Origin of the sequence: Desulfocapsa sulfexigens DSM 10523 (genome assembly GCF_000341395.1) — a bacterium.
GTDB lineage: Bacteria > Desulfobacterota > Desulfobulbia > Desulfobulbales > Desulfocapsaceae > Desulfocapsa > Desulfocapsa sulfexigens.
Map to the genome: position 1 here is coordinate 3,209,889 of NC_020304.1, position 21,326 is coordinate 3,231,214.

Consider the following 21,326-nt stretch of genomic DNA (forward strand, 5'->3'; position numbering starts at 1 on the left):
AAAAAAAATCAGACGGAAAGGGAAGAGTCAACTTCACCCATCTGGTGTTCCCTTGCAGCCAGCAGCGGAACTACCACCTCGCGAATGTATTCATCTGTCTGAGCCGAGGCGCGTCCTGTGAACTGAGTATAATCACCAACGAGTCCCATAAGATCGTCAAGGGTGAAGGGGATACGGTCATCCTGCGCCAGCCTCTCAAGAAGGTCATTGTCAAGACCTTCTTCTTTAACGACCCTTCCTGCAGCAAGCGAATGCTCCTTGATAACCTCATGCATTTCCTGCCGGCTTTCACCTTTTTCAACAGCTTCCATAAGGATTTTTTCAGTGGACATAAATGGGAGTTCCATTCGAAGGTGCCGTTCGATCTGTTTCGGAAATACAACCATTTGGCTCGTTATGTTTACGTATAACTTAAGGATAGCATCCGTGAGGAGAAAGGCCTGGGGAATATCCATCCGGCGAATTGCTGAATCATCAAGTGTCCGCTCGAACCATTGATTTGAAAAGGTTGCTGCGAAGTCGGCGGGAAGACCCATCAGTTTACGGGAGAGGCCTGTCAGTCTTTCTGAACGCATGGGGTTTCGCTTGTAAGCCATGGCTGAAGAACCTGTCTGGTTTTTGGCAAATGGTTCTTCCTGAACCTTGAGGTTGGAGAGCAGTCGCATATCCACTGCAAATTTATGGGCAGATGCGCCAATTCCTGCAAGGGTTTCGGCAAGCTTCATGTCAAGCTTTCTCGGGTATGTCTGACCTGTTACCGCAAAGACCTTATCAAAGCCAAGTTTTTTTGAAACAAGAGTGTCTAATTGTCTGACTTTTTCGTTATCACCATGAAACAACTCTATAAATGTGGCCTGGGTGCCTACGGTACCCTTAGCACCTCTGGCTTTAATCTGATCAAAAAAAGTGTCAATATATTCAAGATCCATAACAAGATCCTGAATATAAAGGGTGTTTCTTTTACCAACGGTTGTTGGTTGCGCTGGCTGGTAATGGGTAAACCCGAGGGTAGGGAGGTTTTTGTGTTCCAGACAGAATTTGGCAAGATTGGATATAACCTTAAGGACACCTTTGCGGATCAAATCCAGTGCCTGCTTCTGAATAAGCAGGTCAGTATTGCAGACAACGAATTGGGATGTGGCACCAAGGTGGATAATCCCTTCAGCTTTTGGGCATTTACTCCCAAATTCGAAAACATGGGCCATTACATCATGGCGGATTTCCTTTTCTTTAGCTGCGGCTACGTCAAAATCGATATTATGAACATTGGCGTTCATTTCATCAAGCATTTCCTGGGTGATTATATCTGTGAGACCGAGTTCGAATTGGGCCTCAGCCAAAGCAACCCAGCACTTTCGCCAATTAGTAAATTTTGTCTTTTCTGAAAAAAGCTCCTGCATGTCGCGACTTGTGTATCTGCTGACAAGAGGTTCCTGGTATATATCTCTATTCATGGCTATCTCCATTTTGAATGGTTTCGGTTGTTTATTTGGGTGGGAAAAATAAAAAACCAATATTTTACCATCTTTTAGGTAAAAGCGAAAGGGAGCTCGGTGTTGCCCTGATACATTGAAGAGGGCAGGTAAAATTTTCAAAAAACATCAACCCACATGAGTTAAAGCGTGTTGTGGTATATGTTTAGCATCTAGCTGGAGTATCGTTATTATATTTGTTTCAACAAGAGCATCATCAAAGGAGGGAAATTGTATCCCAACCTCTTTCCTTCGCAATAATAGCTAGTTTTTCATCAGGATCTACGGCAATAGCAGTGTCAACCAACTCCATCAAGGGGAGGTCGTTGTGGGAGTCGCTGTAAAATAAACTACCATTCAGGGACTCATTGTTTTCATCAAGCCATTGACGTATTCTGGTAACCTTTCCAGAACTAAAACAAGGTGTCCCTTCAATTGAATTTGTAAATTTCCCTTCAACCATTTTCACTTCAGTTGCCAAAAGATTATCAATACCAAAATATTTCACAATCGGCTTGGTGATAAAACTATTCGTAGCAGTGATAACAATTAAAGTGTGCCCCTGGGCCCTGTGAGATTCAACCAGATCAATGGCTTTTTGCCGAATTAAAGGAAGAATGACAGTATCCATGAATTCTTCATGTAACACATTAAGAAAAGACATAGAGTGCTGAGTTAACGGAAAAAAACTAAAGGCTGAATACTCGAAGATATCGAGGGACCCCTGTTTGTATTGAGCATAGAATGCATCATTGGCAGCTTTATAGCTTGCCCCATCTACTAGATTTTTACTGATAAGAAAATTCCCCCACTCGTGATCGCTGTCACCACTAAGTAAGGTGTTATCGAGGTCAAAAAGCGCTAAAGTCATATATTCTCACAATGTAAGTAATTAGAAAACGGTTTTTTTTAATCTAAACAGAATTGCAATTCTTGCACATACTAATCATTTTTGGGCAAATTTAAAAGCGCAGAGAGCGGTTAAGTGCGACGGAAAGTGAAAGTTTTTTTTAAAGAAAGCTCTTAGGATGACAAGGGTGTTGAAGCAAGCGCAACCTGGGGGGCTATGAATTATACCGGCGCCATCGCTTAACAAAATATTGTCTTTTTAATGGTCCTCGTTTTCCCAGCACAACCTATGTCGCATAATGTATATTATGTATAATATTTAATTATGTTGTGAGTCCGGGATGTTGTCGTTGTTGAATACGATTTTTGTCACTCTTACCTGCCAACTTCTCTTCCCTTTGAAAAAATTAATACTTGGGGTGTAGAGAATGTCCCGTTCTTTTGATAATCGGCAATGCTCTATTAGTTTTCCCATTCCGAAGCCAACCCCCTCTATGGTATGTCTTTCTCCACGGAAATTAAATCTCAAGTGACTCTTATCTCTTCCTAGAGGCAATACTTTTAAGAATTCAGTTGAGCGGTCCCTAAAAATCGGCTGAGGATTGTCTGTTCCGAATGGCTCCATTAAATGTAACTGTCTGAGAATTTCACCATTAAATAAATCGTTAATCTCAATATCATCATCTATCTGATTATCGCTGTTCTCAGGCGTCCTATTTGATTGTTTTTGTATGGATTCATCGAATAATTTTTTGAAATTCATCAAATTTCCCTTTAACAAGCTCATTCCGCCAGCCATTTCATGACCACCAAAACCAAGAAGAACCTCTCTGCAATTATCCAGGGCCTTGAAGATATCTATACCAACAACGGACCTCGCTGAACCTTTTAAAACTCCTTCGCCAAGATCGCAGAGAACCACACTGGGTTTTTGGTATTCTTCAACAAGATTAGATGCCACAATGCCAGCAACTCCAACATGGTAATTTCCAGCAACTATAATGGAATGTTTGGTATTTGTGCCCTGGCGCAAAAGGTTATCCTTTGCACTAATAAAGTCCTTGATGTTTATGAGTTTACGTTTATCGTTGCTCTCGACAAGGTCCTTGGCGATTGCAAAAGCCTCTTTTTTATTCAATGACAAAAAAAGTTTTATGGCCTTGTCCGCCTCCCCCATTCTCCCGGCAGCATTAATCTTTGGAGCCAGTTGAAACGAAACATCTTCAGATCGAATGCACTTAGGATCCAGGTTGTTAAGGTGGCACAACGCGGTTATGCCATGGTTTTTCTGGTCGCCAATGGTTTCCATCCCTGCTTTAACCATAATCCTGTTAATTTTTTTTAAAGGAACCATATCTGCAATTGTTCCAATGGCGACAAGGTCTAGAAATTGCTTTAAGTTCGGTGGTTTGTTGATAGTATCGAAATATCCGCATTTTAACAGGTGTGTCCTTGTTGCCATTGCAAGGTAAAATGCTACTCCGACACCAGCCAGTGTTTTATCCAGGAATTCACAGTTCGTCTGGTTTGGATTGATCACTGCGTCTGCCATTACCCTTTCTGGCAGAGCAAGGTGGTGATCTGTTATAATGACTTTATAGCCCAGTTTTTTGGCATACTCCACAGCCTCGTGTGCAGATATTCCATTATCTACAGTTATCAGTAGGCATTTGTCGGTATCTCTGTTCTCCGATACCTTTCTCAGGCCATCTTTTTGTATGCCGTAACCATCTGTCAATCGATTGGGGATGTGATAATCGGCGGTGTAACCAATCGATTTGAAAAATAAAAGAAGGAGCGCTGTGGCCGTGGTCCCATCAACATCGTAATCACCCCAAACCAATATGGGGTGACCGTTGGTTATGGTCTCCTCAATAAGGTTCACCGCCAGATCCATATCTTTCAATAAAAATGGACTTGGCAATTCTTTGAGCTTTGGTTCAAGAAATTGTTGAATCTCATCTTTTCCGCAGATCCCTCTTCTTGCAAGCAGTTTTTCGATGAAAGGATTCAGGTATTTACCGTCTGAAAGTCTAATTCGTTTCTGTCCTTGCTCGACACTCATAAAAAATCTCTTATCATCGTTTTTGCTATTCCAGAATCACTTGTTTCAAGCCATTGGACTTCTTTGATTTTGTTAAACCAGGTATACTGTCGTTTTGCGTATCTGCGTGTATCTCTGGTGAGTTGTTCAAACATCTCATTCCTGCTTAGGTCGCCTTTTATAAACCTGGTCATATGGCTATATCCAATGGATTGCATGGATTTACAATTCTCTTCGTACCCCCTGTCGAGCAACCCCCTAACCTCACTTTCAAAGCCATTTTCAAGCATTATCCTGCTTCTCTGGTCTATTCGCTCATAGAGTCTGGTTCTGTCACGAGTCAGTCCAATAATCAGAATGTTTGGGAACCTTTTTGTATTCTGCCTCTTGTGTTCTTCTATTAAAGCTGACCATTTCTTACCTGTTCCTCTGAATATTTCCAAAGCCCTGACAAGTCTATGGCTATCATTTTTGTGGATTCTTTTGGCAGAATTACGATCTATTAGTGACAATTGTTCATGCAATACATCACGTCCAAGGCTGTTTAGTTCAGTCACTAACTCTTTTCTTATACTTGGGAATGTTGGTAACTTCGGTGCCAAACCATTAATAAGGGCCTTGAGGTATAAACCAGTTCCCCCGGTAACAAGAATTTTCTTTTTCTTCGTATGTATATTTCGAATAGCCTCTATAGCCCTGGTCTCATAGGTGCCAGCATCGAAAGGTTCGTCTGGATCGACCACATCGATTAAATGATGTTCTACGCCCTTCATCTCTTCCCTGGTTATCTTGGCTGTGCCAATATCCATATAGCGATATACCTGCATGGAGTCGACACTGATTATTTCGAAGCCAAATTCCCGTGCAATATCTATGGAAAGGGCTGTCTTTCCGACGGCGGTTGGCCCGATCAGAACAACAATCGGTTCACGGAAAGGAAACTCAAACGCATTACTCATAATAGTTGACAAAACTTAAATAGGGCGCAATTTGAGCCATCCTCACAGGGCCTATTCCGGATACCCTCAGGAGGTCTTCCGCCGTTTCAAAAGGACCGAATTGGTTTCGTGTCTGGAGTATTTTTTCGGCGAGTTCTGTACCGATACCTTTCACAGACATAAGTAACAGTTTGTCGCAGTGATTGATGGCTACCGGAAGAAAGAAAAATGGTGAAAAATTGAGTTGCTCGACGCTAAGACAGGGATTCTCTGATTCAAAAGAATTCTGCCAAAGCCGATCATTTAAGACGAGCTTATGACCGTTTACAACCTGAAGCTCTATTTTACGTTGAGAAGTATTTGGTGAAAAATCGAAGAGAAAAAACAACTGGGTTAAAGCAAAGAGGGAACAGCAAAAAAGTGCAAAAAGCTCTTTGCCTGTCCCCTCTTCTCTTGAAACAATGTCCGTCCTAGTTTTTGGTTGCGTTACGCTGTTCATCCCGCATCAATTTATAGGTTAAAGAGTCAACAAGAGCTTGCCATGATGCTTCTATAATGTTCACCGATACGCCTACAGTTCCCCACTGTTCGTACTTGTCCTTTGACTCTATAAGAACCCTGACTTTAGCTCCTGTCCCATGCTGACCTGAAAGAACCCGAACCTTGTAATCAACCAGTTCAATCTCTTCGAGGGCTGGATAAAATTGAGTCAATCCTTTTCGCATCGCCTTATCAAGTGCATTAACCGGCCCATCTCCCATGGCGGCTGTGTGGACTTCCTCACCGCCAACCTCAACCCTGATGGTTGCTTCGGTTTCGGGAGGTTTATCCATGCTACGCTTAGAATTTATTGCCCTGAAGCCTCTCAGGGTGAAAAAATTCGCCTGTGCTCCTATGGCACGACGCATCAGCAGTTCAAAGGACGCCTCTGCGCCTTCATACTGAAACCCCTGGTTTTCAAGATTTTTCAATTCAGCAACGATGGAGGCTGCAATGGGACTGTTCGGATCGAGATCAATACCGAATTTTTTGGCCTTGTGTAAAACATTGGACTTCCCTGCCTGATCAGAAATAAGGATTCTCCTGACATTTCCAACCTTTTCCGGCTCAATATGCTCGTAGGTTAACGGGTTTCGTTTAACAGCTGAGACATGAATGCCACCTTTATGGGCAAAGGCTGAACGACCTACATATGGCTGGTATTTATTGTGTGGCAGATTGGCAAGCTCATCAACCAGCATGGCAGTGTCATACAGTCGGTCAATATTTTTTACAGATTCACACTCATACCCCATCTTCAAGCCTAAGGCAGGGATGACGGAGGTAAGATTGCAGTTTCCACAGCGTTCACCGTAGCCGTTCATGGTTCCCTGTACCTGGGTTACACCAAGGCTTAAAGCAAGGAGTGAATTTGCGACCGCTGTTTCAGAATCATTATGGGCATGAATGCCAAGAGTTACCGTTTTGCTGCGCTCAGTAACGAACCGCTGTACACGTTCTATTATAGGCTGAACTTCATGCGGTAGCATCCCACCATTTGTATCACAAAGAACCAGACATTCGGCACCGCCACTAATTGCCTTCCCGAGAGTTGCTAGAGCGTAATCATGATTTTTTTTGAAACCATCGAAGAAATGTTCAGCATCATAAAAAAGCGTTTCCACGTGTGGTTTTAAATAGGCAAGGGACTCTTCAATGATTAGCAGATTATCTTCAAGTTCTATTCGTAGCGCATCGTGGACATGAATATCCCAGGATTTACCAAAAATGGTAATGACTGGTGTTTTAGCATCAAGTAAAGCCTGAAGGTTTTTATCTTCCTGGCAGGGATTGGAAAAGAGACGTGTGGAACCAAAAGCAACAAGTTTTGCATGTTTAAGAGTCTCTCCCTGCATGGTCTTGAAAAATTCGACCGCCAGGGGATTTGATCCGGGCCAGCCTCCCTCAATGAAATCAATTCCAAGATTGTCGAGTTTATGGCTGATACGAATCTTGTCGGTAACAGAAAGGTTGAAATTCTCAGCCTGAGTTCCATCCCTCAAGGTTGTGTCGTATATTTGTACGGATCTTGTCATAAAGCTCACCAATTATAATATATTCTCTTCTTCGGGCAGATTTTCCTTGTCAAGTTCGAACGCATCGTGGAGAGCACGAACCGCAAGTTCTGTATATTTTTCCTCAATTACACAGGAAACTTTAATTTCAGAAGTCGATATCATGGAAATATTGATTCCTTCGTTAGAGAGTACTCTGAACATGGTGGATGCAATCCCTGAATGATTCCGCATACCGACACCAACAATGGAAATTTTGGTGATGGCATCGGAACCATGAACGCCACCTTTGGCACCTATTTTTTCGACTATCTCCTGAAGGAGTTGCAAGGTGCGCTGATAATCACTGCGAACAACAGTAAAGGTCATATCGGTTAGACCATTACCGGTATCCTGATTCTGGATAATCATATCGACAATAATGTCAGCGTCAGAAATGGGAGTGAAAATTTTAGCAGCAATGCCTGGCTGATCAGGAACGCCGGATACGGTAATTCGTGCTTCGTTTTTATTATAGGTTACACCTGAAACTATTCTTCCTTCCATTGCTTTATCCTCCGCAACAACCCATGTCCCTTCAGTTTCTGTAAATGTGGAACGGACGTGGATTGGGACATTGTACTGTTTTGCAAATGTTACAGATCTGATATCCAGAACCTTAGCGCCAAGGCTTGCCAGTTCCAGCATCTCGTCATAAGAAATTCTGTCTATTTTTATGGCCTTTGCACATATGTTGGGGTCAGTTGTATAGACCCCCTCAACATCGGTGAAAATCTCGCAGGCATCAGCCTGCAGTGCAGCAGCCAGGGCCACAGCTGTGGTGTCGGAACCGCCACGGCCAAGCGTGGTAATGTCACCATCCTGAGTAACACCCTGGAACCCTGCTACCACTACTACCTTGCCGTTGTTGAGTTCCGTCGTAATTCTCTCTGTATCAATGTTTTCAATCCGTGCTTTCGTGTGTGAACTGTCTGTATTAATCTTTACCTGGTCACCAAGAAAGGATATACAATCATCGCCAAAGGCCTTCACTGCCATAGCAAAAAGAGAAACGGTTACCTGTTCCCCAGAGGAAAGAAGGACATCCATCTCCCTCTGATCCGGTATGTCCTGCATCTGCATGGCAAAATCGGTGAGACGGTTAGTCTCTCCAGACATGGCAGAAAGAACAACCACCATCTGGTGCCCTTCATTTTTCTTTTTGAGTACCCTCCTGGCAACCTGTTTAATCTTGTCAGGATTACCGACGGAAGTTCCCCCAAATTTTTGTACAATTAAAGCCATCTGACGTCTAACTCCTTTATAAGTAGCAGGGATCCTAAGATAAAATAGAAATCAGTGGAGGGTCTGTCAGACCCGTTGCTGATTGATAAGTTCTATTGCTATTCACTTTCAAGCATAAATTCATACAATTTAGTACCTGTCGGTAAAAATGCAATCTTTTCTTCTTTCAGTCGAAAATGTATCAAAAACAACTGTCCAATTGTGCTTTTTTTAAAGATGTTATCTATAGTAAGGTAAACCCCAGTGAAAAAACATGTAGCAAAAAAACACTTCAATTTTAAAGGAAACAGTAAAACACATGAACGATAATGAGTCATTTCATATAGTACTGGTAGAACCGGAAATCCCACCTAATACCGGTTCTATTGCACGCTTATGTGGGGCAACCAATAGCGTTCTGCACCTGGTCCGCCCCTTAGGTTTTTCCACCGATGATAAGCACCTCAAACGGGCAGGCCTTGATTACTGGAAGTTTGTAGACATTAGATACTGGGAATGCTTTGACGATTTCCTTAAAGCTCAGGATGAAAACAGATTATATTTTCTTACTACTAAAACCAGCAGGTCCTATATTGATGCACCTTTCAAACCCGGTGACTACCTCGTGTTTGGTAAGGAAACAAAAGGATTACCCGAAGATCTTCTTAAGCTTTATTCAGATCGTTGTTTTACTCTCCCCATGGCCAATTCGAATATCAGAAGTTTGAATCTGGCGATGACTGCAGGAATTGTTCTCTATGCTGCCTTAAGCCGGCAATAGTATGGGCTCACATGCGTAATTGATCAAAATCCAGTCATACCCTACAGCACAACCATTACGGCCATTATCCCGAGCACTGTAAAGGCCAGTTTCTGCTCTGGCGGTAAGGGTTTCAATATTGTCATCGGAAACCATCTGTGCAATTCCAATGCTTATGCTGATTTTTATTGTATCTTCACCCTTCTTGAGTGCCAGGCTACGTGTCATCTCAAGAATTTTTGCAGCAATACGGCAGCTGTCTTTTGTTGAGCATTCTTTCAACACTACTAGAAATTGATCCCCTTCCCACCGACAGGTAATATCGGATGCACGAAGCACACTCTGAATGGATTTACTTAACATGGAGAGCAGAGCATCCCCGGCCTTATGCCCATAACGTTCATTGATCCCCCTGAAGTGATCGATGTCAACGATAAGGACAGAGAGTGGTTCAAGTGTGCGCTTGGCGTCCAGCAAGGCATGTTCAAAAATTTCACCGAAGGCATGCCGGGTGACTAATCCTGTCAACGAATCAGTATGTTGGATGTCCTGAGTTCTCTGTTTGCGAAATTTTATAAAAAGAAAATTAGCAATACCCAGTGCAATAACAAGAAAGATACTATCCGTCAGGGCGATTCTGTGTAATGTTTTCCAGGATGCGTGAGTATCAGTGCAGCTGACCAATGAGTAGATGTCAATTGCGGCAAGAACGATCCCAAGGAACAGAGCGCAACCAAGGAGAACACGTATGAGTACATCTGTTCGAATATCAGTCCGAACATCAATTCGAGCTGTTTTCATAAAATCTACAGGTGACGAAGAGTCAGGAATATGGTAACACCAACTACTCAAATGGTGGCTGGCTACGGTTATCTATTTGTTTTTTGTCATTTCCTGGAACAAATTCCAGCAATGTGAGCATTTTAGAATATTCTTTCATAACAGATTACAGTCAATTCAGGTATTATTTTTTCCAGAAGGAGTAAAAAAGATGGTTGATCGCGTGTATAATTTCAGTCCTGGTCCCGGAACGCTTCCCGTTGAAGTACTTCAGCAGGCCTCAAAGGATGTCCTTAATTTTAAAGAAACCGGTATCGGCCTCATCGAAATGAGTCACCGTTCCAAAGAGTTTATGGCAGTTGCTGACACTACCGAAAGCATGCTCCGTGAGCTTATGGAAATTCCGGACAACTATAAGGTTCTTTTTCTTCAGGGGGGAGCTTCAAGCCAGTTTTTCATGATCCCCATGAACCTTCTTGGCGATGGTAAGAAAGCGACCTATCTGAATACCGGAACGTGGTCCAAAAAAGCTATAAAAGAGGCCAGGTTGTTTGGTGATATTGAAGTAGCCTTTTCAAGTGAAGAGCAGACCTTCAACAGAGTGCCAACACAAGATGAGTACAGTGTCGACAGCGCATCTGAGTATCTCTATTTTGTTTCAAACAATACCATCTACGGAACCCAGTTTTCTTCATTTCCCGAGACGGATAAAGTGTTGATATCAGATATGTCTTCAGATATTTTATCCCGAAAGATAGACGTCTCTAAATTTGGGCTTATTTTTGCTGGTGCGCAAAAGAATATGGGACCTGCTGGTGTTACAATTGTTATTATCAGGGAGGATCTCCTTGATAAGACTCCCAAAAACACTCCCACCATGCTCACATACAAAACCCATGCTGACAAAGGGTCTATGTTTAACACACCACCCTGCTTTCCTATTTATGTTGTTGGTGAAGTGTTGAAATGGTTGAAAAAGAAAGGTGGCATAGAGGCCATTGAGCAAATCAATATCGAAAAAGCCGGTCTCCTCTACGATTGCATTGATGGTACAGAATATTACAGAGGCCATGCTGAGAAAGCCTCACGTTCTTTGATGAACATCTCCTTTAACCTGCCAAATGCTGATCTTGAGGCCAAATTTATAGCTGAAGCCACAGAGGTTGGATTGAATGGACTTAAGGGACATCGTTCCATCGGTGGTTGTCGTGCCTCCATTTACAATGCATTTCCCAGGGAAGGTGTAGTAAAGCTAGTTGAATTTATGAAAAAATTTGAAGCTGACAACCCTGCCTGACATCTCACTCTCAAATGAATTACGATGGAGACATTATTCGTCCGCCCAGTGAGGCCAATTCTATCATCCTCCAGGTGACCGTAGGCTGTTCTCACAACCGCTGCACATTCTGTGGTGCCTACAAAGAGAAGAAGTTTCGCATTCGCAGTCAAGAGGAAGTTCTTGATAACATTGCTTTTGCTGCCCGCTATTGTGGAAAGCAAAAGCGTGTTTTTCTCGCAGATGGTGACGTGCTTATCCTGTCTCAGAAGAGGTTGGTGGCACTTTTTGAACTTATCAGGGAAAACCTTCCCCAGGTGAACCGCATCGCCCTTTATGGAAACGCAAAGGCCATTCGGGCAAAGACGGTCGACGAACTCAAAGAGCTGAAGAGACTTGGTTTGCATCGAATTTATATGGGACTTGAAAGTGGTGCCAATGAAGTACTTGCTGCAGTAAAAAAAGATGAGACTGACAAGTCCATGGCTCTTGCTGCCTGTCGTGCGAAAAAGGCTGGTGTTTTTCTTTCAGTTACTGTCCTCCTGGGCCTAGGTGGGGTGCAAAACAGTCTGCACCATGCCAGGGAAACAGCAAGGGTCCTCAGTCTTATGGAACCTAAACAAATTGCGGCACTCTGTTTGATGCCGCTGAGCAATACAGATCTTGGAAGACAGTACCAGGAAGGTACGTTCGAATTGCCGGACTCAACCGGAATACTTCTTGAACTACAGGAATTACTACTGAATATAACATGTTATCCCGTGCAGTTTATGGCTAATCATGCATCTAACTACCTCCCTCTTTCCGGCCGTCTTCCTCGTGATCGTGAGGCCATGCTGAATAGTGTTAAAATGGCCCTGCTTGGGAATCAGCCACTTGTTCCTGAAAGATTTCGGGCCTTATAAAAGAATGAATCCTAAAACTGATTTAAGAAATCTGACCCAGGACGAACTTGTCTGTTACGTGGAATCTTTGGGCCAGCCTGCCTTTCGTGCCAGGCAAATCATGTCCTGGCTGTATCGTCCTGGCATCACAGACTTTTCCCAGATGACCGATCTTGCAAAAGACTTCCGCCGGTTGCTCGCAGAAAACGCAAGAATATCTCAATTTCAAGATCCTCTTATTCAACAATCTCAGGACGGTTGTGTGAAGTTCGGATTCACACTTGATGATGGGAAGCTTATAGAATCAGTCCTTATTCCGGAACCCGACCGCAACACTCTTTGTGTTTCCTCGCAGGTTGGTTGCGCCATGAATTGCTCTTTCTGTCTTACCGCAACAATGGGATTTACTCGCAACCTTACGCCCTCTGAAATTGTTAATCAGGTGTGTGCTGCCGGTGATTTCCTGAGGAACGCCCCGAAGTCAAAACGTATAGGACCAGATCGGGTTACAAATCTCGTGTTCATGGGAATGGGAGAGCCACTAAATAATCTGGACAATCTTATCAAGGCCATATCTATTCTTACAGAACAGCGTGGCCTTGATATGACCAACAGGCGCATTACTGTTTCGACTTGTGGAATCGTAAGTAAGATGCTCGAACTCGGTGAGAAAACAGATGTAAATCTCGCCATATCTCTCCATGCTGTCGATGATACGACCAGGAATAGCCTCATGCCGGTCAACAATCGCTACTCTCTGGAGGAGTTACTACAGGCCTGTCGCGACTATCCAATGGCTAAACGGAAACGGATAATGTTTGAATATATTCTGTTGCATGGGATTAACGACTCCGATGAAAATGCCTACGAACTAGCTAGGATTCTCCGTGACATCCCCTGTAAAATCAATTTGCTTCCATATAATGAATCTCCTGGCCTTCCCTACAAAAGCCCATCCAGAAATAGGGTGTTTGCCTTCCAGAAAATTGTAAGGGACAAGGGCTATTCAGTTTTTATTCGCACAAGCCGCGGTGAAGATATTTCTGCTGCATGTGGTCAACTTGCCAAACAAAAAGAGAACGAGGTACAGGATGCCTGAACTTGAAACATGTACTGGATATCAATATCTGCGTGATACTTTCTATAATCGTGAAACGATAAAACAGTTCAAACGCCCAGCTATTGCTGAGGTCAACACCTTTAAGAAATATCCTGACTCAAAAAGAATCGAATTACCCAGGAACTGGAACCTCAAGGAAGCCCGTATCACTCCCTTGCTCCAAAGCAGACGTTCCCTTCGTAAGTATTCAACAGAACCTGTAACCTTTGAGGAGCTGGCGTTCATGCTTTGGGCCAGCCAGGGTATCACTGCCAAATCAGGAAGCTATACGTTTCGGACAGCACCTTCAGGAGGTGCGCTCTATCCCATTGAAACCTATTTGAGCATTAAAAATGTAACAGATCTTGAACCCGGCTTATACCATTTTGATGTGGAAAATTTTGCACTGAATATTCTGAGTGAAACGGAGTGTGCCGAAGCAGTGGCAACGGCCTGTTTAAATCAGAAATTTATGGCACAATCAGCGGTGACCTTTCTCTGGACTGCTGTTTTTAGAAGGTGTATGAGTAAATATGGAAATCGTGGCGTACGCTATCTGCTACTTGATGCAGGGCACGTCTGTCAAAATCTACTCCTGGCGGCCGAAGCAACCGAGAATGGCGGTTGTCCCGTTGCTGCTTTTTACGACGATGAGGTGAATGAGTTACTGGGTGTCAATCCTGCCGAGGAGTCCATTCTTTATGCTGCCGCAATTGGAAAAAGGATTCCAGTTAAAGGACAATGCAGTCTGTAGGCGAGTGTCAGGTGAAAAAGAGGACTATTGTCCAGGTGGTCCATGATAAATGCTGGCTATTCCTCGTTTAGCTGATTACCAACTCGTTCTTTAGGGTCCCTGTAGTAGTTAATTTTTCTCTTCTCAGGATCCCGAGGAGTATTGAAAAAGCTATTGATAGAAGCTGGAATTTCCGTGGGTGACTTTCCGGTAAGTAAAAAGTACCCCACAGAAATAATAGCGACCAGAAAGAGAAAGATAAATCCTCTCTTCAGTTGAGCCTGCATGGTAGCACTTCTGAATACTAAAAATGCCACCACGCAAAGAAAAACTCCTGGAATCGCCCAGGCATAAAATTCGTGCGTGACATTAATGATATTTTCCATTTTATTGTTTTGGCGTTAAAGTTCGTCTTCCCATTCTGAGAGTACAGATTTTGGTAAAAGATTGAGGTCGATTTTTTTTGCCTCCTCAATACCGGCATGAAGAGCATCTGAATTCATTTTTTCAGTACCCTTGGGAACACGTGAAAGTAGAGCCTTTTCCAGGCCATCAAGAGAAACCTGACCGCTGAGATAACCAACGGCTCCAAGTGCCACCATATTTGCAACCAACTCTCTGCCAATCTGTTCCCTGGCAATCTGGGTAAATGGAATTGAGACCGAACGACTGGTGGGCAGTTGTTTGACAAGGCCGGAATCGACCACCAGTAATCCATCAGCCTTAATATCCGAGAAATAGGCATCACAAGCCGTCTGGGTCATGGCCAGGAGCAGGTCAACCCGCAGTGCCTTTGGATAATCAATAGGTGATCCTGAGATAACAACTTCAGCTTTACTTTTACCGCCACGGGCCTCAGGGCCATAGCTTTGAGTTTGACAGACATGCTTGTTGTCAAAGGCCCCTACTCCATCGGCCATCACCACGGCTGCAGTTATTATCCCCTGACCTCCGGATCCGCTAAATCTGATTTCGTATCGTTCATCATTCTTCATAACGTTTGATCCCATTTTTCTCTTTCGCTTTAGTGATATTGTCTGCCTTTTCCTTGGCTTCAGCGGCAATGCGTCGATATTCATCCGTTGAGATTGGCTTTTCGACGTCGGTGAGAACTCCAATGGTAATCTTTCCTTCCAGTTCCTCTGGATTCATTTTCTCAGCTTTTCCAATGGTTACCGCACGTTCCTTGAAGCCATTAATCATCTCCACAGCACCGCCAAGTTTATTTCTGCGCCCATGCTGCACATGGCAATTAGAAATAATCTCCATCACTGAAAAACCACGTTTTTCTATGGCTTTTTTTATCATCTGCTCAAGATGGCTAGCGTGATAAACCGTACTTCTTGCGACAAAAGATGCTCCGGCAGCAACAGCAAGCTCTGCTATATTAAACGCATGCTCCACGTGCCCATAAACAGACGTTGTCGACTTGGCACCATAAGGGGTGGCCGGGGAGTACTGCCCACCAGTCATGCCGTAGGTCGCGTTATTGATAATAATAGCAGTGAGGTCGATATTTCGTCGCGCGGCATGGATAAAATGATTGCCACCGATAGCGGTTGCGTCACCATCTCCCATTACGGTGAGCACACTGAGTTCTGGCTTGGCAAGTTTTATTCCAGTGGCAAATGTAAGGGCACGGCCATGGGTGGTATGGATGGTATTAAAATCCACATAGGTTGGCAATCTGCCAGAACATCCTATTCCAGATGCCAGCACCACCTCATCTTTACTCAGGCCAATACTGTGAATAGCACGTAACAAGGCACCCATAACAATTCCATTACCACACCCGGGACACCAGACATGAGGGAATTTTTTGTCGTGTCGCAAATATTCTTTACGTATGATTTCAGCACGTTCAAGCATTGTATTTATTCTCCTTAATCTTGTTTAGATGCAAGATCATACCGTTGTCAAATGTTTAAGAATCTCTTCAGGGGTTATCAGCTGACCGTCAATGCGATTATGTTTCACAATGCGACATCCGGCCTGATTAACCCTTCCTACTTCTCTGCTCATCTGCCCCATATTCATTTCAGGAACAATTGCAACACGGCATTGGCGAAGATACGTATCAACAGCTTTTCGTGGAAACGGGAAAAGCGTAATCAGCTGTACAAGCCCTGCCTTAACCCCAAGCTTTCGTGCGTCACGAACAGCACGGAGAGCTGACCTGGCAACAGAACCGTATGCGATAACAAAAACTTCAGCATCTTCCATATGGTGGTTTTTGGTGATTTGTATATCCTGGAACCCCTTGCTGATCTTTTTATGAATTCTGGTTAAAAACTGTTTGATTTCCTGAGGATTCTGGGTCGGAAATCCTTTTTCATCATGAACAAGACCTGTCACGTGATGTCTGTAGCCATCACCTAAAGATGACATATCAGGCACACTACGGTTGTTATCGGCGTAAGGCTTATACCACTCGGGCGGGACATCGGGTTTAACTCTGTCGAAAACGCGAATCTGATCAGGCTCGGGAAGTATCACTGATTCACGAGTATGGGCCACAACCTCATCTGAAAGAATGATCACCGGGGTGCGATATTTTTCAGAAAGATTAAAGGCCCTTACGGTTACCGAAAAACAATCAGCAACTGAAGAGACGGCAAGAACAATAATGGGGTGGTCACCGTGGGTGCCCCATCTCGCCATCTGGACATCGCCCTGGGCCGGGCTGGTTGGAAGACCTGTACTGGGCCCGCCACGCATTACATTTACTATAACACAGGGAACTTCGGTGATACAGCCATAGCCAAGATTCTCCTGAATAAGAGAAAATCCAGGGCCACTTGTGGCCGTCATAGCCTTCACTCCGGCAAGAGAGGCACCAAGGACAGCACCCATGGAGGCAATTTCATCTTCCATTTGCACAAAAGTACCACCAAATTCCGGTAATTTGACCGAAAGGATCTCACTTATCTCTGATGCTGGTGTAATAGGGTACCCAGCAAAGAAACGACAACCAGCAGCCAGAGCCCCGGCAACAATTGCTTCATTTCCCTGAAGGAGAACTTTTTTCTGAGTATTATTTAATTCCATTGCTGCGCCTCCTTTCAGGGTGTCTTCCCGTCACAGTGATAGCAAAATCAGGGCAGTGAATTTCGCAGAATCTGCACCCTATGCAACTGTCCATTGCATCAATGTATGGGAGCCCAAGCTCATCCGTCTTAATGATCTGTTTTGCGCAAAGAGCGCTGCAGAGTCCACAGGATTTGCACCAGTTGTGAAAAAAGAGCACATTGTATAACTTTTTTTCCTTTACTTTGGCGGCGGCAGGAGATTTTACCTCTTTTTTACCTCTTGGTTTGGAATCTTTAACCATTTTTTGTAACCAGTTTTTCACCTTTTGAATTGTTAAAAACTACGAGATCAGTATGAAAATCCGCAGTAACACGTATGTTTTTGTTATATAACCGTTAAATGAACTGTCAAGTATATTGTGTTATTTCCTGAGAATAGCTCATTGTATTGCCAGTTCGTGCAGGTGTTAGGCTCAAATTGTCATTTGTTCCAATCCACCAGTATTACTTGCCTTTACTATAAATGTATGCTAACTATCCAATCCTGAGTTACCAATGAGGCCTGTGACTATACGGCCTCCCCCCCCTGTGAGACATTCTGCTGTAATTTTGAATTAATCTTGAAAGGAGTTGCTTTTGAAAACGAAAATATTAGTTGCCAATCGTGGTGAAATCGCCATTCGACTGATTCGCGCCATCCAGGAATTACATTATGAAGCGGTAGCTGTCTATGAGACGCCAGACAAGGACTCAAGTCATATTCGCATCGCCAACGAAGCTGTCTGGCTTGGAAAGGGACCACGCTGTGACTATCTTGACATTGACAAGATAATCAAAGCTGCCAAAAAAACCGGAGCCATAGCTATTCATCCAGGTTATGGATTTCTTGCCGAAAATGCAAACTTCGCCAAAGCCTGTGAAGATGAAGGTATTATCTTTATAGGTCCATCTTCAGAAGTTGTCACTAATTTAGGTAATAAGGTTATAGCAAGAAAGATTATGGCCGAAGCCGGTATCCCTATGGTACCTGGCACTGACAACCTTCCGCATGGTGACGAGGGTGTGAAGGCTGCCATAGCCTTTGCCGACGAATTCAAGTATCCAATCATGCTGAAGGCAACCTCTGGTGGTGGAGGACGTGGTATCAGGCTTATTGAGTCCGATGCCCAGATGAAGTCGGAAATCCCAGTTGCTCGAGCTGAAGCTCTTGCTGCCTTTAATGACGCATCGGTTTACCTTGAAAAGGTGGTTGTTGAACCCAAACATGTTGAAGTCCAGATCATGGCAGACCATGAAGGCACTACCATTCACCTCGGGACACGTGACTGTTCTATTCAACGAAGAAATCAAAAACTGATAGAGATTGCTCCCTCAATGATTGGTGACAAGAAACTTTTGGATACCATCTGTGAAACCGCTGTTAAAGCCGCCAAAGCCGCCAATTATCTTAATGCCGGCACTGTAGAGTTTCTTATAGATAAAGATTTCAATTATTATTTTATGGAGATCAACACCAGGGTACAGGTTGAACATACAGTAACGGAAATGGTCACCGGCATTGATATCGTTCGTACCCAGATCAAACTTGCTCTTGGTAAAAAACTTTCCTTTTCACAGAATGATGTACAGTTACGTGGCCATGCCATCGAAATGCGCATAAATGCGGAAGACCCTAAGGCGGATTTCATGCCAGAAGGTGGAAAGACGGTTTCTGTATATCGCTCACCTGGTGGTTATGGTGTTCGACTTGATGGATTTGTTTACCAGGGCTTCACCATTCCCGAAGTGTACGATTCATTGCTCGTCAAAATGACCGTTCATGGTTTCTCCTGGAATGAAACTGTGGACAGGCTGCGCCGTTGTCTTCAGAATTTTGTTATTTCTGGACCGAAAACAACCATTCCCTTCTATCTGAACATTGCCAAAGAGCCGGATTTTATAGCAGGGAATTTCGACACATCATATTTGGATAAACACCCTGAATTGTTCATATATGAAGACAACGCCAATGAGGCCAGCAAACTCGCAAACTTGATAGCAGAAATTCATCATCGTGGTTACAATCCATACGCTGCCTGATATAAGAGCAACAGTTAAAGACACTAATTTTCCTGTCGTTAAACGGTTCCCTAGAAAGACCTGGTTACGACAAACATTGATAGAGAAGGAATAAATATGGAACGAATTGTACAAGGAACCTCACCGGCTGATGTGGTCAAACAATTACAGAATTCAGATGGTTATCATATCACCAATACTGCCCGTGATCTCTCTCAGTCTGATTTTAAAAATAGAATTCTTCTCCATACTGACATGATGGCGGCAGAATCGAGAGAACGAGCCGGATATTTTTCACTCGAGATTACAGGCGGGGCATCTGTTCATGTAGATATTCTCCGCAAACAGGTTGACCCGTTTCTCAAACTGGAAATTCTTCGTGAAAAAATGCCCACCACAATGTTTCAAACCCTGTGTCGTGGTGTGAATCTTTTTGGCTATCGTCCTTACCCTCAAAATGTCATTCGTTTTACAGTTAGAGAATTTGCAAAATACGTTGATGTCTGGCGTACTTTTGATTTCATGAACTATATTCCGAATATGCAGGCTGTTTTTGAGGAAGTTGCCAAGGCCGGAAAAATCAACGAGCCCTGTATATGCTTTTCCACAGGTCCTGAACATACCGACGCTTACTACCTGACAAAAGTTCAGGAAATCCTCGATGTAACCGGGAACGATATTGTTCTCTGTATTAAGAACCATGGAGGGTTGGGAACTCCTACACGTATTGGAGAACTTGTTGATTCCATTCGTCAAAAGCATCCTGACCTGCCAATTCATTATCATGGTCATAATACTGACGGTAATGATGTTGGGAGAATCGTGGCTGCTGTTCAGAATGGTGCTACAATCGTTGATGCCTCTGATGCATCCTTCACTGGTTTCTACGGACCAGCACCGATTCTCACAGTAATTCAGACCTTGAAGGATCTTGGTCATAATCCTGCGACCATAAACGAAGATGCAGTTATTGAAACCTCCGAGGCCATACGAGACCAACGACAGTACTACGAAGCCTTTGAGTCCCAGATTAAGGGGTTCCAGCCCACCGTTCAGATTCACAAGCTCCCCGGCGGTGCAATGGGATCCAGTCTTGAGCAGGCTGTCAAGGGTGGTTTCCTTGATAAGATGCCGGATATTTTGCACAAGGAACTTCCAAGAGTTCAGAAAGAATTAGGAAATTACTGGTCTGTAACCCCCGGTTCCCAAATTCTCTGGACAACAGCCGTTTCTAACGTACAGGGGGGGGAACGCTACGGAAATCCATCGGGTGACCTGAGAAATCTCCTTCTTGGGAAATATGGCCCATTTCCCTTCTACGAGCCTGAAGAATGGATTTTCGAGAAAGTGCTTGGAAAAGACTGGAAAAAAGTTATCGAAAAAGAAGGTGGTGTCGAAGATATCGGCGATATGGACATCGAGAAAGAGAAGGAAACTCTTACTGAGAGAATTGGTGGCGAACCCACTGATCAACAACTGGTTCTGTACCTGCAGCACCCCAATGACGCAGTAGAATTTTTCAAATTTGAAGAAAAATTCGGCAAAGTATACGTACTTCCTCCCTCAATATTCCTCCATCAGGGACAATTTGATCCTGGAGAGACACTTACCTTTACCGATCATACCGGAAAAGAGCACATGCTTGAGGTTGGTCCATCCATCGTAGATGAAGATGGTGAGACCAATGTTTATCTCAATGTTGATCACCACCAACGCGTATATACCTTTGAGGCTGAACTGCCTGAAGGTGTCACCGCTAAGGCTGCTGTTATCTCGAAAGAAGAAATAATCGCTCTTGCGAAAGCTGGTGATATGCGTGCTTCATTTTCCGGCAATGTTTGTGAAATCGGTGTAAAGGAAGGACAGGCTGTTGCTGCTGGTGATAAACTTGCTGTTATGGAAGCCATGAAAATGCAGACTCCTATTAACAGCGTAATAGATGGAATCGTAACTGCTATTTCAGTCAAGGTTGGTGATTCATTACAGCCTGGTGATAAAATATTGAAAATTGATATAGACGAATAGGTTTTTCCCTCCGTATCAGATTCAAATGCCTTTTCATAATAGCAATTATGGAAAGGCATTTT

General features: G+C 43.7%; 20 protein-coding genes. 7 read left to right on the forward strand and 13 right to left on the reverse strand.

The annotated features are described in order from the left end of the window. Positions 1 to 8 precede the first annotated feature (8 nt). The 7 genes from purB to UWK_RS14310 form a co-directional block, all read right to left on the reverse strand. A complete protein-coding gene (purB, locus tag UWK_RS14280; RefSeq protein WP_015405097.1) occupies positions 9 to 1,454 on the reverse strand; it encodes an adenylosuccinate lyase in 1,446 nt (481 codons plus the stop codon). Between the two features lie 235 nt (positions 1,455 to 1,689). Continuing rightward, entirely contained in the window at positions 1,690 to 2,343 is a 654-nt protein-coding gene (locus tag UWK_RS14285) for a histidinol-phosphatase (RefSeq protein WP_015405098.1), read from the reverse strand. A 297-nt stretch (positions 2,344 to 2,640) separates the two neighbouring features. Beyond that, entirely contained in the window at positions 2,641 to 4,386 is a 1,746-nt protein-coding gene (recJ, locus tag UWK_RS14290; RefSeq protein ID WP_015405099.1) for a single-stranded-DNA-specific exonuclease RecJ, read from the reverse strand. Then, on the reverse strand, positions 4,383 to 5,324 hold the full coding sequence (miaA, locus tag UWK_RS14295; RefSeq protein WP_015405100.1) for a tRNA (adenosine(37)-N6)-dimethylallyltransferase MiaA: 942 nt from the start codon (positions 5,322 to 5,324) through the stop codon (positions 4,383 to 4,385). Before miaA ends, recJ begins: the two co-directional genes overlap by 4 nt. Beyond that, complete coding sequence (locus UWK_RS14300; RefSeq protein ID WP_015405101.1) at positions 5,317 to 5,802, reverse strand: ComEA family DNA-binding protein; 486 nt, start codon at positions 5,800 to 5,802, stop codon at positions 5,317 to 5,319. Before UWK_RS14300 ends, miaA begins: the two co-directional genes overlap by 8 nt. Continuing rightward, a complete protein-coding gene (gene cimA, locus UWK_RS14305) occupies positions 5,774 to 7,378 on the reverse strand; it encodes a citramalate synthase (protein WP_015405102.1) in 1,605 nt (534 codons plus the stop codon). Before cimA ends, UWK_RS14300 begins: the two co-directional genes overlap by 29 nt. Positions 7,379 to 7,390: 12 nt before the next feature. Continuing rightward, a complete protein-coding gene (locus UWK_RS14310) occupies positions 7,391 to 8,641 on the reverse strand; it encodes an aspartate kinase (protein ID WP_015405103.1) in 1,251 nt (416 codons plus the stop codon). A gap of 298 nt (positions 8,642 to 8,939) precedes the next feature. Between UWK_RS14310 and UWK_RS14320 the strand changes: the two genes are divergently transcribed. Then, positions 8,940 to 9,401 carry a tRNA (cytidine(34)-2'-O)-methyltransferase gene (locus UWK_RS14320; protein ID WP_015405104.1) on the forward strand — a complete coding sequence of 154 codons (462 nt, stop codon included), beginning with the start codon at positions 8,940 to 8,942 and terminating at the stop codon, positions 9,399 to 9,401. Here the strand turns inward: UWK_RS14320 and UWK_RS18710 are convergent. Continuing rightward, entirely contained in the window at positions 9,387 to 10,181 is a 795-nt protein-coding gene (locus tag UWK_RS18710; RefSeq protein WP_015405105.1) for a GGDEF domain-containing protein, read from the reverse strand. The genes UWK_RS14320 and UWK_RS18710 overlap by 15 nt on opposite strands. 190 nt (positions 10,182 to 10,371) lie before the next feature. On the opposite strand from UWK_RS18710, the gene serC reads away from it, so the two are divergent. Genes serC through UWK_RS14345 form a run of 4 tightly spaced genes read left to right on the forward strand, consistent with a single transcriptional unit; the run spans position 10,372 to position 14,173 of the window. Beyond that, on the forward strand, positions 10,372 to 11,457 hold the full coding sequence (gene serC / locus UWK_RS14330) for a 3-phosphoserine/phosphohydroxythreonine transaminase (RefSeq protein WP_015405106.1): 1,086 nt from the start codon (positions 10,372 to 10,374) through the stop codon (positions 11,455 to 11,457). Positions 11,458 to 11,471: 14 nt separating this feature from the next. Beyond that, on the forward strand, positions 11,472 to 12,341 hold the full coding sequence (locus UWK_RS14335; protein WP_015405107.1) for a radical SAM protein: 870 nt from the start codon (positions 11,472 to 11,474) through the stop codon (positions 12,339 to 12,341). A gap of 4 nt (positions 12,342 to 12,345) precedes the next feature. Continuing rightward, a complete protein-coding gene (gene rlmN / locus UWK_RS14340; protein WP_015405108.1) occupies positions 12,346 to 13,419 on the forward strand; it encodes a 23S rRNA (adenine(2503)-C(2))-methyltransferase RlmN in 1,074 nt (357 codons plus the stop codon). Next, a complete protein-coding gene (locus tag UWK_RS14345; protein WP_015405109.1) occupies positions 13,412 to 14,173 on the forward strand; it encodes a SagB/ThcOx family dehydrogenase in 762 nt (253 codons plus the stop codon). The genes rlmN and UWK_RS14345 overlap by 8 nt, the downstream gene beginning before the upstream one ends. A gap of 56 nt (positions 14,174 to 14,229) precedes the next feature. Here the strand turns inward: UWK_RS14345 and UWK_RS14350 are convergent, their stop codons facing one another. The 5 genes from UWK_RS14350 to UWK_RS14370 all read right to left on the reverse strand — a co-directional run bounded on the left by UWK_RS14350 (position 14,230) and on the right by UWK_RS14370 (position 17,483). Further along, entirely contained in the window at positions 14,230 to 14,469 is a 240-nt protein-coding gene (locus tag UWK_RS14350) for a hypothetical protein (protein ID WP_167320754.1), read from the reverse strand. 84 nt (positions 14,470 to 14,553) lie between these two features. Next, positions 14,554 to 15,162: a 2-oxoacid:acceptor oxidoreductase family protein gene (locus UWK_RS14355; protein ID WP_228130020.1), complete on the reverse strand. Its 609-nt coding sequence runs from the start codon at positions 15,160 to 15,162 to the stop codon at positions 14,554 to 14,556. Further along, the gene (locus UWK_RS14360) at positions 15,137 to 16,021 is read right to left on the reverse strand and encodes a 2-oxoacid:ferredoxin oxidoreductase subunit beta (protein ID WP_015405112.1); all 885 of its coding nucleotides are present in this window, start codon (positions 16,019 to 16,021) and stop codon (positions 15,137 to 15,139) included. The genes UWK_RS14355 and UWK_RS14360 overlap by 26 nt, the downstream gene beginning before the upstream one ends. Positions 16,022 to 16,057: 36 nt before the next feature. Continuing rightward, positions 16,058 to 17,200 carry a 2-oxoacid:acceptor oxidoreductase subunit alpha gene (locus UWK_RS14365; RefSeq protein WP_015405113.1) on the reverse strand — a complete coding sequence of 381 codons (1,143 nt, stop codon included), beginning with the start codon at positions 17,198 to 17,200 and terminating at the stop codon, positions 16,058 to 16,060. Continuing rightward, positions 17,187 to 17,483, reverse strand: a complete 297-nt coding sequence (locus tag UWK_RS14370) for a 4Fe-4S dicluster domain-containing protein (protein WP_153305005.1) — start codon at positions 17,481 to 17,483, stop codon at positions 17,187 to 17,189. Before UWK_RS14370 ends, UWK_RS14365 begins: the two co-directional genes overlap by 14 nt. 334 nt (positions 17,484 to 17,817) lie before the next feature. Between UWK_RS14370 and UWK_RS14375 the strand changes: the two genes are divergently transcribed. Further along, a complete protein-coding gene (locus UWK_RS14375; protein ID WP_015405114.1) occupies positions 17,818 to 19,260 on the forward strand; it encodes an acetyl-CoA carboxylase biotin carboxylase subunit in 1,443 nt (480 codons plus the stop codon). 96 nt (positions 19,261 to 19,356) lie between these two features. Next, complete coding sequence (locus tag UWK_RS14380; RefSeq protein WP_015405115.1) at positions 19,357 to 21,264, forward strand: biotin/lipoyl-containing protein; 1,908 nt, start codon at positions 19,357 to 19,359, stop codon at positions 21,262 to 21,264. The last annotated feature ends 62 nt before the right edge of the window (positions 21,265 to 21,326 follow it).